The organism is Sphingopyxis sp. Geo48 (assembly GCF_949769155.1).
Taxonomy (GTDB): domain Bacteria; phylum Pseudomonadota; class Alphaproteobacteria; order Sphingomonadales; family Sphingomonadaceae; genus Sphingopyxis.
The window spans coordinates 572935-587093 of sequence record NZ_CATKPA010000002.1 but is presented as its reverse complement, the minus strand read 5'-3'; the positions used below and the strand labels follow the sequence as shown (position 1 = coordinate 587093).

Annotated in this window: 11 protein-coding genes; 8 read left to right on the top strand and 3 right to left on the bottom strand. The window is 64.1% G+C overall.

The features are described 5' to 3' along the window. Window positions 1-55: 55 nt before the first annotated feature. Window positions 56-3265 (bottom strand): TonB-dependent receptor domain-containing protein, encoded by a 3210-nt coding sequence (locus QOL79_RS09625; RefSeq protein ID WP_082657887.1) that lies wholly within the window; start codon window positions 3263-3265, stop codon window positions 56-58. Between the two features lie 502 nt (window positions 3266-3767). On the opposite strand from QOL79_RS09625, the gene phaR reads away from it, so the two are divergent. Genes phaR through QOL79_RS09610 form a run of 3 tightly spaced genes read left to right on the top strand, consistent with a single transcriptional unit; the run spans window position 3768 to window position 8205 of the window. Continuing rightward, the gene (phaR, locus tag QOL79_RS09620) at window positions 3768-4307 is read left to right on the top strand and encodes a polyhydroxyalkanoate synthesis repressor PhaR (RefSeq protein WP_058456461.1); all 540 of its coding nucleotides are present in this window, start codon (window positions 3768-3770) and stop codon (window positions 4305-4307) included. 40 nt (window positions 4308-4347) lie between these two features. Beyond that, window positions 4348-5874 (top strand): proline--tRNA ligase, encoded by a 1527-nt coding sequence (gene proS, locus QOL79_RS09615; protein WP_283419452.1) that lies wholly within the window; start codon window positions 4348-4350, stop codon window positions 5872-5874. Beyond that, on the top strand, window positions 5875-8205 hold the full coding sequence (locus QOL79_RS09610) for a ribonuclease R family protein (RefSeq protein ID WP_283419451.1): 2331 nt from the start codon (window positions 5875-5877) through the stop codon (window positions 8203-8205). Window positions 8206-8278: 73 nt separating this feature from the next. Here the strand turns inward: QOL79_RS09610 and QOL79_RS09605 are convergent, their stop codons facing one another. After that, window positions 8279-9061, bottom strand: coding sequence for a helix-turn-helix domain-containing protein (locus QOL79_RS09605; RefSeq protein ID WP_283419450.1), 783 nt, complete (start codon window positions 9059-9061; stop codon window positions 8279-8281). A 117-nt stretch (window positions 9062-9178) separates the two neighbouring features. Here QOL79_RS09605 and QOL79_RS09600 point away from each other — a divergent pair, with 117 nt between their 5' ends. Then, window positions 9179-9571, top strand: a complete 393-nt coding sequence (locus tag QOL79_RS09600; RefSeq protein ID WP_283419449.1) for a hypothetical protein — start codon at window positions 9179-9181, stop codon at window positions 9569-9571. On the opposite strand, the gene QOL79_RS09595 is transcribed toward QOL79_RS09600, so the two are convergent. Continuing rightward, window positions 9568-10023 (bottom strand): universal stress protein, encoded by a 456-nt coding sequence (locus tag QOL79_RS09595; protein WP_058456466.1) that lies wholly within the window; start codon window positions 10021-10023, stop codon window positions 9568-9570. The two genes, QOL79_RS09600 and QOL79_RS09595, sit on opposite strands and share 4 nt — an antisense overlap. Before the next feature lie 172 nt (window positions 10024-10195). Here QOL79_RS09595 and QOL79_RS09590 point away from each other — a divergent pair, with 172 nt between their 5' ends. From QOL79_RS09590 to QOL79_RS09575, 4 genes are all read left to right on the top strand, one after another. After that, window positions 10196-11503 (top strand): pyruvate dehydrogenase complex dihydrolipoamide acetyltransferase, encoded by a 1308-nt coding sequence (locus QOL79_RS09590; protein WP_283419448.1) that lies wholly within the window; start codon window positions 10196-10198, stop codon window positions 11501-11503. A gap of 69 nt (window positions 11504-11572) precedes the next feature. Beyond that, window positions 11573-11962 carry an endonuclease domain-containing protein gene (locus tag QOL79_RS09585; RefSeq protein ID WP_058456468.1) on the top strand — a complete coding sequence of 130 codons (390 nt, stop codon included), beginning with the start codon at window positions 11573-11575 and terminating at the stop codon, window positions 11960-11962. Window positions 11963-11993: 31 nt separating this feature from the next. Beyond that, window positions 11994-13391, top strand: coding sequence for a dihydrolipoyl dehydrogenase (gene lpdA, locus QOL79_RS09580; protein WP_283419447.1), 1398 nt, complete (start codon window positions 11994-11996; stop codon window positions 13389-13391). A 137-nt stretch (window positions 13392-13528) separates the two neighbouring features. Next, window positions 13529-14140 carry a phosphatase PAP2 family protein gene (locus tag QOL79_RS09575; RefSeq protein ID WP_283419446.1) on the top strand — a complete coding sequence of 204 codons (612 nt, stop codon included), beginning with the start codon at window positions 13529-13531 and terminating at the stop codon, window positions 14138-14140. Window positions 14141-14159: the final 19 nt, after the last annotated feature.

Below are 14159 nucleotides of genomic sequence, written 5' to 3'. Positions count from 1 at the left end.
AAAAAAGAGGGCCGGACAAGCGTCCGACCCTCCCCTTTTTCGACGTCAAGTTCGATCAGAACTTGGCCACGATACCAGCGTAGAAATACTGGCCGCGGTTGTCGTAAATGCCCGAGCCCGCGCCGACGCCGGTTAGACCGAACGGCGGCTTGCGGTTGAACACGTTGTCGATACCGGCGTAGAAGTTGAAGCCTTCCGAGACATCAACCGCAGCGCGGATGTCGACATAGGCCACCGACGGATATTTCTGAACCGGGGCATAATCGAGGTTCTGCGGCGGAAGGCCGTTGAGCTCGTTAAAGTCCTCGTAGGTGTTCAGGTACATCTTGTCGATCCAACGGAACTGGTAGCCGAAGGTGACATTCTTGTACTTGGCGCTCAGGTTGACGTTGACCTGGTTCTTCGGGTCGCCGAGCTCGCCGAGAATGCGGTTCTTGAACGTCGGGTCCGCCGGGTTCAGGAACTCGTCACGCTGCAGGACGCGCGTGTAGAGACCGCCGAAGGTGAACGTCCAGTCGCCGTCGGTGTAGCGATAGTCGATCTGCGCATCGATACCGCGTGCCTTCAGCTTCGCATAGTTCTGGCTGATCTGAATCAGCGAGCCCTCGAGAATCTGGAACGGAATTTCACCACGGGGACCGCCACCCGCACCGGCACGCTGGAAGAGCGAGCAGAACGGGTTGTTGTTGATGTCCGGCAGGTCGTAACAGGCGTTCGCGATCTGCTGCGCCGAAGGCGCGGTGATCACGTCGTCGACCGTGATGGTGTAATAGTCGGCCGACAGCGACAGACCGGGGATGAACCGCGGCTGCAGCAGCACACCAACGGTGTACGAGTCCGACTTCTCCGCCTTCAGGTTTTCGTTACCACCGCTCAGGATTTCGAGCGACGAGCTGTAACGATAGTCATAGCCAGCCGGACGGCCTGCGGCCGTACAATTGGCGAGACGGTTCGCCGAACCGGTAGCCAGGTTGACCGCCGAGCAAGGGTCGCCGAAGCCCGGAGCGAAGTTCTGACCCTGCGCCGAGTAGAGGTCGGCGAGGTTCGGAGCACGGACCGCGCGGGCATAGGTGCCGCGGAACCCGATGTCTTCGATCGGCTTCCACATGATTTCACCACCATAGGTGTAGGTGGTGCCGGCGCCGCCCTTATAGTCCGAAATACGGCCATTGGCACGCAGCGTCAGTTCATGGGCGAGCGTTTCGTCACGCAGCAGCGGAAGCTGGATTTCGCCATAGACTTCCTTCACTTCGAACGCGGGCGAGTCAAAGCTCGGGATCGCGTTGTAGAAGGCGTAACCTTCCTGCGTAAGGTCGTCGAGGTCGTACTTCAGCGTTTCACGGCGATATTCCGCACCCAGCGAGAAGGCCACGGGGCCGCCCGGCAGGTTGAAGAATTCGCTCGTGTCGCCGGCGACATAGCCGCCGATGTTGAGCTGCGTGATCTTGCCGGTCGCGAGCGAGTCGACGAGCACATAGTTGCGCGCCGCCTCGGAAACCGAACCTTCGCCGAACGGATTGATCGGAACGCAGGCCGCGACGTCGGCCGCCAGGCGCGGATCGTCACCGGCGCTGAGCGGCGTGCCGTACACGTACGACAGCGGATCGTTGCCCGGGAGCTTCGAGCGGCAGACGATGTTGCCGTTCGCATCGCGGGTGGTGTCGATACCCAGCAGATAGCGCTGGATGTTGACGTTGCCCTTGATGAGGTTCTTTTCCTTGTGCTCGCCGTAGTTCGCGAAGACTTCGTAGTTCCAGTCGTCGTTGAACTCGCCGCGCGCACCGATCACGGCGCGATAGGTTTCACGCGTGATTTCTTCGTCGCGGGTGCCGAAGTCGGTCCAGTTGCGACGCAGGCTGAAACGGAACGTGCCTGCGCTGATCTGCGCTCGCTGAGTGGCCAGCTTTTGCGCCGCAGTAACCGTCACGACGCCGTTGACGACAGTGTCTGTGAAAGCCGCACCGGTATTCGGATTGACCGTCGATGCCAGGAAGGTGTCGGTCAAGATCTGGCGTGCCTGCGTTGACAAATAGGGGTTGTCGAGGCGGAGGCGTTCGCGGCCGCCCGGATCACCCAGCGTCGCGCCCTGCGAGAAGAAGGGACCGCTCTGCGAACCCTGGGCTTCCGAGCGGACATACTTCGCCTCGAGGAACGGAACGAACGCCGGCGAGACTTCGAAATGCGCGATGAGGTTAGCCGAATAGCGCTGAAGCTGCGGCGAAAGCGCGATCAGGCGACCTTCGCGGCCCGTGTAGCCGTTGCCGCCGATGAACGGACCCGTCGGGCCGAGGCCTGCGCGGTCGCCGGTCTGCGCGATCAGGCTGCCGTCGGGCTGGAACAGGAAGGCGCAGGTAAAGGCCGTGCCGCCGCCGCGGCCGCAGGGAGCCGTCGTCGGGTTCGGATAGGCCGCAACCATGCCGCCGAGGCTGATCGTCGTCGAGCGGATATCGCGGAAGAAGTAGCGGTCGAACCCGCCGGCCGCGCCATTCGGCGAACCCGGAGCGTCGGCTTCGACGACGAGGAAGGCGTCGTTCGTGTCGAGATACGGACGGCCCGAGGCATAGAAGTCCTGGCTGTGCGCATATTCGAGGTTGATCGCGATGTTGCCGCGCCCTTCGGCGAAGTTCTGGCCTGCGGTGACCGAAAGGAACTGGTTGCCCGCATCCTTGTACTTCGAGATGCCGCCCTGGCCGCGGACCTGGACGCCTTCGAAGTCGTCCTTGAGAACGAAGTTGACGACACCTGCGATGGCGTCCGAACCGTAAACGGCCGATGCGCCGCCGGTCACGATGTCGATGCGCTCGACGAGGTCCGACGGAATGGTGTTGGTGTCGACCGACACGCCGTTCGACAGCACGTCCGAACCGACGTGGCGGCGGCCGTTGACGAGGACCAGCGTGCGCTGGGTGCCGAGACCGCGAAGGTCGAGCAGGTTAAGACCGCGCGTTCCGAGGAAGCGCGTCGAGTTCTGCTGGCTGAAGGTGCTGCGGAGCTGCGGGAGGTCGTTGAGAAGGTCGCCGACCGAAATGCCGCCGGTTTCGAAAATCTCGTCACCGGTCACGACCGCAATCGGGTTAGCCGATTCAAGGTTCGGCTGGCGGATGCGCGAGCCAGTGACAACGATCGCGCCCGATTCCTCGGAATCGCAAACGCCGTTGCTGTCGGCATCGACGCAATCGGTCGCGCCCTGCGCGAACGCCGGCATGGCGCTGAACAATGCAAGAGTCAGGGCAGAGCCCCTGACCAGCAAGCTAGTCTTTTTCATGGTATGTTTCCCCGTTTACCGTTCTGAGAGACTGAAAAGAGAACGGCCTGCCGTCTAGAAAGACGGAAAATTGCGGCGACACAAGTCCCGCGGGATGAATTTTCACAGATATGCAACGTGAGCGCCCGCGTTGTGTCATTTTGGCAACACCGGGCGACGCGTCCGCGGGAAAAGGACATTTCGCAGTTGCGATATGTTTTGACGGCCAGGGGCGAAATCGCATCAAAAAAGTTCCTCAAATTGGTATCTGTTGTAACGAAATTGCGGGAGGCGGTTTGACCGACCCGCCCTAAGCGGAGCGCGCGGCCGCTGAAAAATGCTTGCAGGCTGTGTATTGCCCGTCCCGAGGGGCGTTTACGCTGACGGCATCCGCGGCCACCGATTCGGTCCCGGGCACGCATGTTGCGGCGCATCATGATTTGATGCTATTGCCATGGCCGCACCGAAAAGCGGGAGTACGGCCGGGGGAACCCGGCCATGGGGTACAGGAGCCTGGGTCAGCATGACAAAATCGAAGACGACCGGGGATGACGGCGTCGTTACCATCAAAAAATATGCGAACCGGCGCCTCTATGACACCGAACGCAGTTGCTACATCACGCTGGACGATCTTGGCGCCATGGTCCGCGACGGGCGCGACTTCCGCGTGGTCGATGCCAAGAGCGGCGAGGATATCACCCATAATGTCCTGACGCAGATCATCATGGATACCGAGACCAAGGGCGAGACTTTGCTGCCCGTCAATTTCCTCCGCCATTTGATCGGCCTCTATGGCGACAAGATGCAGTCGGTGGTGCCGCAGTATCTCGAAGCCTCGATGGCGTCGTTCCGCAAGAACCAGCAAGATGTCCGCGCCGCCTTCGAAGGCGCGCTCGGGGCGAATCCATTGGCGGAGTTGACCCGTCGGAATCTCGAGATGTTCCAGCAGGCGGCGGGCGCCTTCATGCCAGGCGCTGCGGGCAGCAAATCGAAAGATGCCGAAATCGCCGCGCTCAAGGCCGAAATCGCCGACCTCAAGGCCGAGCTTGCCGGCAAGAAATAACCGGAGCGCTCTCCCGCTCCCAGATTAGAAAACAGGACAGATGATCAAGCATGCGCTCAGCGTAACCCGTCAGGCCGACTTCGCGGCCTGGTATCAGGACGTCATTGCCGAAGCCGACCTTGCCGAGGAATCAGGTGTGCGCGGCTGCATGGTGATCAAGCCGTGGGGATACGGCATCTGGGAACGCATCCAGAAGGTCATGGATGCGGCGATCAAGGATGCCGGCGTCCAGAACTGTTATTTCCCGCTTTTCATCCCGCTCTCCTTCTTCGAAAAGGAAGCCGATCATGTCGACGGCTTTGCGAAGGAAATGGCGGTCGTCACGCACCATCGGCTGATCCAGGACGCGAAGGGCAAGCTGATTCCCGATCCCGAAGCGAAGCTCGAGGAGCCGCTGATCGTCCGCCCGACGTCGGAGACCGTGATCGGCAATGCGATGAGCCGCTGGGTTCAGAGCTGGCGCGACCTGCCGCTCAAGGTCAACCAGTGGGCCAACGTCGTCCGCTGGGAAATGCGCACGCGCATGTTCCTGCGCACCAGCGAATTCCTGTGGCAGGAAGGCCATACCGCGCACGCCGACCGCGACGACGCGATGGCCGAGACGCTGCGCGCGCTCGAAATGTATCGCAGCTTTGCCGAGGATGTCCTCGCGATGCCGGTGATCGCCGGCGAGAAGCCGGAGAACGAGCGTTTCCCCGGCGCGGTCGCGACCTATTCGATCGAGGCGATGATGCAGGACGGGAAGGCGTTGCAGGCCGGCACGTCGCACTATCTCGGCACCGGCTTCGCCGAGGCTGCGGGCATCCGCTATCAGGACAAGGACGGCGGCCATAGCCTCTGCCACACGACGAGCTGGGGCACCTCGACGCGCATGATCGGCGGCGTCATCATGACGCACGGCGACGACGATGGCCTGCGCTGTCCGCCGCGCATCGCGCCGCATCAGATCGTCATCGTCCCGATGCTGCGCGACAATGACGAAGACGCCGCGATCCTCGACTATTGCCGCGACCTCGAAAGCCAGTTGAAGGCGCTCGACGCCTTCCGCGAGGCGGTGCGCGTGCTGCTCGATACCACCGGGGCCAAGGCGCAGACCAAGCGTTGGGGCTGGGTCAAGAAGGGGGCGCCGATCATCGTCGAAGTCGGCCCGCGCGACGTTGCGGGCGGCAATGTCGCGGTGATCCGCCGCGACCGCCTCTATCAGGAGAGCGGCAAGCTCGACACGGCGTTCGTCCCGAAGGGCGATTTCGTGGCGAGTGCCGTCGCGACGTTGACCGACATTCAGGCGAACCTCCATGCCGAGGCGAAGGAGCGGCTGCATTCGAACATTCGCCGCGACGTCACCGACCTCGCGGTGCATTTCGCCGGCGACGACAAGTTCGTCGGCTGGGTCGAAGTGCAATGGTCGCGTCCGACCGGCGCCGCGCTGGACAAGATCGTCGAGCAGCTCAAGGCACTCAAGCTGACGATGCGCAACACGCCGCTCGACGCCGCGCCCGCCGACGGCGCCTGTTTCTTCACCGGCGAACCCGCGGTCGAACGCGTGCTCATCGGGCGGACCTATTAATTGGCCAAAGCACCGAAACGGCCGCAACCCGCCGGGCTGCCGACGAGCGAGCAGATCCTGCGCTTCATCGAGGACAGCCCGGGCGCGGTCGGCAAGCGCGAGATCGCCAAGCATTTCGGGCTCCACGGCGCCGACAAGATCGCGCTGAAGGCGCTGCTCAAGGACATGACCGACGAGGGGCTCGTCGACATGGCGCCGGGGCGGGCTTTCCATAAGCATGGCGGGCTGCCGAAGGTCACCGTGCTGCGCGTTGCGGCGGTCGAGGGCGACACGATATGGGCCGTGCCCGATCGCTGGGAAGGTAGCGGTCCCGCGCCGCGGCTTCGCGTGATGGAGAAGGGCCGCAAGGGCGCGCTCGGTATCGGCGACCGCATCCTGTCGCGGACGGAGGAGCGGGGCAGCGGCCATGTAGCGCACCCGATGAAGAAGCTGCAGGCGGGTGGCGAGACGATTATCGGCGTGCTCGTCACCGACACCGGCCCCGGCGGCAAGCCGATGACCTGGCTGCGCCCCGCCGACAAACGCGCGCGTTTTGATTTTGTCGTCTCGGACATGGGCGATGCGCAAATCGGCGATCTTGTTCGCGCGGAACTGTCCGGGCGCGGGCCGGCGACAAAGGCGCGCGTGATCGACGTGATCGGTGACCCCTTTGCGCCGCGCTCGTTGAGCATGATCGCCATCGCGAGGCACGAGATTCCGCATGTCTTTCACGAAGAGACATTGGAGGAAGCCGAGCGCGCCGCGAAGCTGCCGCTGACTCCCGGCGGTCGCGAGGATCTGCGCGACCTGCCGATCGTTGCGATCGACCCGATCGACGCGCGCGACCATGACGATGCCGTCTGGGCTGTCCCCGACGAGGATGAGAAGAACAAGGGCGGGTGGAAGGCGATCGTCGCGATTGCCGACGTCAGTTATTATGTTCGTGCCGATGGTGCGCTCGACCGGGAGGCACGGCGGCGCGGCAACAGCGTCTATTTCCCCGATCAGGTCGTGCCGATGCTCCCGGAGACGCTTTCGGCAGGTGTCTGCTCGCTGAAGGCGGGCGAGGACCGCGCGGCGATGGCGTGCCATCTGACCATCGACAAGCATGGCAAAGTGACGTCATGGCGTTTCACTCGCGCGCTGGTGCGGCTTCGCGCGAACATCGCCTATGAACGCGCGCAAGCGGCCTATGACGCCGATTTGCCCGACGCGAGCTGGGATGCCGATGTGCTTCCGACGCTCAAAAATCTTTGGGGTTGCTGGACTCTGCTCGCCAAGGCGCGCGCTGCTCGCGCGCCGCTCGACCTCGATCTGCCCGAGCGGCAGGTGCGGCTCGACGAACAAGGCAATATCGCCGAAATCAAGGTGCGCGAGCGGCTCGATTCGATGCGGCTGATCGAGGATTATATGATCGCGGCGAACGTCGCGGCGGCAAAGGCGCTCGAGGCGAAGAAGTCGCCGGTGATGTACCGCATCCACGAACCGCCGAGCCGCGAGAAGCTCGTCAGCCTGAAAGACTATCTCGAAACTTTCGAGCGGAGCTTTGCGCTCGGGCAAGTGATCACGCCCGCGGTGTTCAACCGTCTGATCGACGGCTTCTCGGGCGACGACCGCTTGTCGCAGCTGATGGAAGCGATCTTGCGCAGCCAGACGCAGGCCTATTATGGTCCGGCCAATTCGGGGCACTTCGGTCTCGCGCTTGGTTCCTACGCGCATTTCACCTCACCGATCCGCCGCTATGCCGACCTGATCGTCCACCGCGCGCTCGTCGACAGCTACCGCCTCGAAGTGCCCGGCAAGCCCAAGGGCCTTCCCGAACGAACCGGACTCGGCGACGCCGACCGCAAGGGCTTGTCGCGGATCGGCGAGGCGATCAGCGCGCTCGAACGCCGCGCGATGGAGGCCGAGCGCGAGACGATCGACCGCTATGTCGCGGCCTATCTGGCGACGAAGACGGGCGAAATCGTGCCGGCGCGGATCACCGGGGTGCAGCCCTTCGGCTTCTTCGCGACGGTCGACGGGCTTGGCGGCGACGGGCTGGTGCCGGTGTCGACCCTGGGCAGCGAGCGTTTTTTCTACGACGAGGCGGCGCGGACGCTCGACAGCGAGCATGGGCGGGTGAGCTATTCGGTGGGCCAGCGGCTTGAGCTGCGACTGATGGAGGCCAATTCGATCAGCGGCGCGCTGCGCTTCGAGCTTCCCGATGCGCCCGAAGGCGGCTTCCGCAATCGCCCACCACGCCGCGACGGACTGAAGGGTAAGGGCCCCAAGAAAGACGGGGCCGGCAAGCATATGGTCGGCAAGCGCGGGCGGCCGGGCAATATTCGGCATCAAAGTAAACGCCGCTGACTCCAGTTTCGTCACCCCCGCGAAGGCGGGGGTCCAGCTGGATTCCCGCCTTCGCGGGAATGACGAGATTGAGCTATTTGGCCGCCAATCGGCCGAGCAAAGCCGCACTCTCCGCATCCGCGGGAAAGAACGCCTCGATCGCCAGCTCGGACAATGTGATATCCACCGGCGTCCCGAAGATCGTCACCGTCGACACGAAGCTGATCCGCCCGGCGACCGTATCGAGCACCAGCGGTACCGCGATGCTGTTGACCGCGCCGACTTCATTGTCGTTCGCTTCGATCGCGTAACCCGCAATTTCCTCGCGCAGCGCCGCAAGCAGCGGATCGGCGCTCGCCTCGATCTGCAGGTCGAGCCGGTGCAGGATATGCGCGCGCCACATGCCGTAGTTCACGATCTGCGGCGCCAGTCCCTCGGGATGCAGCGCGATGCGCAGCACATTGACCGGCGGCGCCAGAAGCGCGGGCGAAACCTGCTCGATCAGGATTGCGATCGCGTCGTTCGCTGCGATCATGTTCCAGTGTCGATCGACCGCGAGTGCGGGATAGGGCTCGTGCCCTTTCAGTACATGCTCGACGATCGCCCTCATCCCGGCCATTTCGGGGCTGTCGAGCGGGCGCTCCTGGAAATCGGGCGCATATCCCGCCGCGAGCAGCAGCGCATTGCGCGCGCGGTGCGGCACCTCAAGGCAGTCGGCGATCCGCTGCAGCATCGCGGCGCTCGGTTTCGACCGCCCGGTCTCGATGAAGCTCAGATGCCGGGTCGATATTTCGGTATCGAGCGCCAGGTCCATCTGGCTCATCCGGCGGCGGGTGCGCCATTCGCGAAGCTGCTCGCCGAGGGGTGCGACTTGCATGGCCTTCTCCTTCGCAGCCCGGCCTAGCCGGGCGCCGTTCCGATTTCCATTACCTCCCGCGTAATCGACGCCATTCAATTCGGGGTTCATTTGGTCGGGGTCGAAAGGAGAACCGCCATGTCCTATTTCAATCTCAAGAACACTCTCATCATCGACGCGATCACGTGCGGGGCGCTGTTCCTGCTGTGCGTGTTCGCCACCGCGACGGTCGCCGCGCTGCTCGGCCTCCCCTCGGGCGTTGTGACCGTCGCGGGCTGGATCGGGCTGCCGTCGGCGGCGCTGATGCTGTTCGTCGCCAGCCAGAAGGCGCCGAGCAAGGGACTCGCGAACCTGATCGCGATCGGCAATCTCGGCTGGGTTGCGGCGAGTTTTGCTGTCCTCGCGATCTTCGCCGGGCAGATGAGCTGGCTCGGCATCGCGGTCGTGGCAGTACAGGCGCTAGTTGTTCTCGATCTCGCCGTTCTGGAAGCAAAGGGCGCCGCCGCGCTGACGCGCGCGGTCGCTGCCTAACTCAGCGCATCGAGCCGGGCGATATCGATCCCGCCCGGCACGATCATCACTGGGCAGGGGAGGGTTCCCGCATCCTGTCCGGTGAAGTGCGCCACCAGCGGCCCCGGTGCGCCGCTCGCCGCGGTCGCGAGCACCAGCGCCGCGACCTCGTCATTCTCGCCGATCGCGTCGCGCACGACCTCGACAGGCTTGCCCGAGCGGATCATCGTCTGCGCGACGATATTGCCTTCCTGCATCACCGCATCGGACGCCGCCGCGACGAGTTGCTCGGCATGTTCTCGCGCCTCGGCCTCGATCGTCGCCTGGACGCCGCCGAACGCCACGAAATCCTGCGGCGGGATGATCGCCAGCACCGCGACCCCGCCGCCCGTTCGCGCCGCGCGTCGCGCCGCGAAGCGCAGCGCCAGGCTGGCCTCGGGACTGTCGTCGATCACCACCAGATACGTCCGCATCGCCCGACCCCTCGCTATGCTTTTTGTGAGGCGAGAGTGCGTCACATTCGTATGAAAGGCAAGTTGCCCCGCTGGACCTTGACCCGAGCAAGTCTTATGGCGAGGAACAATCCGTAGCGGCAGGCACCGCCTGCAAGTACTCACGCCTGTAAGATCGAGGACAAAAGCGACGATGCCGATCGAACTCAAAATGCCCGCCCTTTCGCCAACGATGGAGGAAGGGACGCTCGCCAAATGGCTGGTGAAGGAGGGGGATGCGGTCAAATCGGGCGACCTCCTCGCCGAGATCGAGACCGACAAGGCGACGATGGAGTTCGAAGCGATCGACGATGGCACGATCACACAGATTCTGGTCGCCGAAGGCAGCGACAATGTGAAGGTCGGCACCGTGATCGCGGTGATCGCGGGCGAGGGCGAGGATGCGTCGAGCGCGAAGGCTGCGCCTGCACCGGCACCTGCTCCCGCTGCTGCCCCGGCACCCGCTGCGAAGGCCGAACCCGCGCCAGCGCCCGAGCCGGCTCCTGCCGCAGCCGCTCCGGCTCCCGCCGCATCGGGCGACCGCATCAAGGCGAGCCCGCTCGCCAAGCGCATCGCTGCCGAGAAGGGCATCGACCTTTCGACGATCAAGGGCAGCGGCCCCGGCGGCCGCATCGTCAAGGACGATCTCGAGGGCGCTCCGGCTGGCGCAGCCGCTCCTGCCACGGCAGCAGCGCCTGCAGCCGCAGCGCCTGCTGCTGCTCCCGCAGCTGCGCCAGCACCCGCAGCCGCCGGCCCGATCCCCGATTTCGGCATCCCGCACGAGGACGAAAAGCTGAGCGGCATGCGCAAGACGATCGCGCGCCGCCTGACTCAGTCGATGCAGGAATCGCCGCACATCTATCTGACCGTCGACATCCGCCTCGACGCGCTGCTCAAGCTGCGTGGCGAACTCAATGCCAGCCTCGAAAGCCGCGGCGTCAAGCTCAGCGTCAACGACATGTTGATCAAGGCGCTCGCGGTTGCGCTCGAACGCGTGCCACAGTGCAACGTCAGCTTCGGCGGCGACGTGATGCGCTTCTACAAGCGCGCCGACATTTCGGTCGCGGTCAGCATCCCCGGCGGCCTGATCACCCCGATCATCACCGACGCAGGCGGCAAGTCGATGTCGAAAATCTCGACCGAAATGGCCGAACTCGCCGCGAAGGCGAAGGAAGGCAAGCTCCAGCCCAGCGAATATCAGGGCGGTACCGCCTCGATCTCGAACATGGGCATGATGGGGATCAAGCAGTTCACCGCGGTGATCAACCCGCCGCAGGGCATGATCATGGCGATCGGCGCGGGCGAGAAGCGGCCTTATGTGGTCGACGACGCGCTCGCGATCGCCACCGTCATGTCGGCGACGGGCAGCTTCGACCACCGCGCGATCGACGGGGCAGATGGCGCGCTGCTGATGAAGACCTTCAAGGAACTGGTGGAGAACCCGCTGGGGCTGGTGGCGTGAAGAATAACCCCTCTCCCTTCAAGGGAGAGGGAGGGGCCCGCGCGCGTCAGCGCGTGGGAGGGTGAGGGTATGACGGCAGGCTATTCGCAAGAAACGCTGGCACGCGCCAAAAGTCTGCGACATGCGCTCACCGATCAGGAAAAGAAGCTTTGGGGTGCCTTGCGCGATCGCCGCCTCGGCGGTTTCAAATTTCGCAAGCAACAGCCTATCGGGCCCTTCATAGCGGATTTTGTCTGCCAAGACCAACGCCTGATCGTCGAGATCGATGGATCGCAGCATGCAGAATCGCAAACCGATACGGCTCGCGACGCCTTCCTGAACGACAAGGGCTATCGCGTACTCCGCGTGTGGAACAATGAAGTGACTGGCAATCTGTCCGGTGTGTTGACGGCAATCCTTGCCGCGCTCTCGGACCCTCACCCTCCCATTGCTTCGCAATGGGCCCCTCCCTCTCCCTAAATGGGAGAGGGGATTGAAGATGGAGCAAATCTTGGCTGACACCAATTACGACCTCATCGTCCTCGGCTCCGGCCCCGGCGGCTATGTCGCGGCGATCCGTGCGGCGCAGCTGGGCCTCAAGACCGCGATCGTCGAGCGCGAGAATCTTGGTGGCATCTGCCTCAACTGGGGCTGCATCCCGACCAAGGCGCTGCTGCGTTCGGCCGAAATCTATCATTATATGCAGCATGCGGGCGATTATGGCCTGATCGCCCAGCAGATCAGCGCCGATATCGATGCGGTCGTGAAGCGCAGCCGCGGGGTCGCGAAGCAGCTCAGCCAGGGCGTCGCCTTCCTGATGAAGAAGCACAAGATCACCGTCCATATGGGCGAGGGCAAGCTGACCGCGCCGGGCAAGCTGGAGGTGAAGGGCGAGAAGGGCACCGAAACCCTCACCGCCAAGAACATCATCGTCGCGACCGGAGCCCGCGCGCGCGACCTGCCGTTCGCCCCTGCCGACGGCAAGCGCATCTGGACCTATCGCCACGCGCTCGTCCCGCCCGAAATGCCCAAGAAACTGCTTGTAATCGGGTCGGGCGCGATCGGCATCGAGTTTGCGAGTTTCTACAAAGACATGGGCGCCGAAGTCACCGTCGTCGAAATGCTCGACCGGCTTGTCCCCGTCGAGGATGCCGATGTCTCGGCCTTCCTCGAAAAGGCGCTCAAGAAGCAGGGCATGACAATCTACACCGGCGCCGGGGTCGAGGAACTAAAGGCCACCGCAACCGGCGTCACCGCGAAGATCAAGACCAAGGACGGCAAGACCGAAAGCGCCGAGTTCAGCCACGCGATCGTCGCCATCGGCATCGTCCCCAACACCGAGAATATCGGCCTCGAAGCGCTCGGCGTGAAGACGACCAAGGGCCATATCGACACCGACGCGATGTGCCGCACCAACGTCCCCGGCATCTGGGCGATCGGCGACGTCACCGCGCCGCCGTGGCTCGCGCACAAGGCGATGCACGAATCGGTGATCGCGGTCGAGGCGATTGCTGGCAGCCACCCGCACGCGATGGACGTGCGCAACATCCCCGGCTGCACCTATTGCCGCCCGCAGATCGCCAGCGTCGGGCTGACCGAAGCGAAGGCGAAGGAGCTCGGTTACGAGGTCAAGGCCGGCACCTTCCCCTTCATCGGCAACGGCAAGGCGATTGCGCTGGGCGAATCCGAAGGCTTCACCAAGACCGTGTTCGACGCCAAGACCGGCGAACTGCTCGGCGCGCACATGATCGGCGCCGAAGTCACCGAATTGATCCAGGGCTATACGATCGGCAAGACCGCCGAACTGGTCGAGGATGATTTCATCGGCACCGTCTTCCCGCATCCGACGCTCAGCGAGACGATGCACGAGGGCGTGCTCGCGGCGTTCGGACGGCCGCTGCACATCTGATATTTTCGATCCTCCCCGTCGCGCAGCGATGGGGAGGGGGACCACCCGCAGGGTGGTGGAGGGGCCCCTCAGTCGGCCCCTGCGGGGCCGCCACCTCCCCATGGCTCCGCCACAGGGAGGATTGTCTGGACCGTCATTTGCGATTGCCGATCATCGCGGCGGGGCTGCTCCTCGCGGTTATCCTGCTTGGCCTTGCGGTCGGCGCGGGATGGACCGACGCGGCCGACGGGCGCATCTCGCAAGCGCTCTCGCTGCGCATCGACGAAAGCGACCCGGCCTTCATCTCCTTCGTGCAGGGCGTAAGCTGGATCGGTGGCGGCACGCCGCGCTGGATCATCGTTATCCTGCTTTGCGGGCTCGTCTGGCACTGGTGCGGCCCGCGCTGTGCTGCTGTGCTCGGCTGCGTCTCGCTGCTGTCGAACCTCGCGTCCAGTCTGCTCAAGCTCGGTTTCGGCCGCGCGCGACCCGATCTGATCGACCACCTCGATCATCAGACCAGCTTTTCCTATCCCAGCGGCCATGCAACGAGCGCCGCCGCTGTGTATCTGCTTCTGGCCTCGCTCGCGCCGCCGCGCTGGCGAGCGCTCGCTTGGACGCTTGCATTCGCCATGATCATCCTCAACGGCTTTTCGCGCATCATGCTCGGCGTGCATTGGGCGAGCGATATCGTCGGCGGCACGATGCTCGGCGCCGCGTTCGCGCTGCTCGGCACATGGGCGGTCGCGCGGCGCGGCCTAAGACAATCGTAAGCATTCTGACCTAAACCGG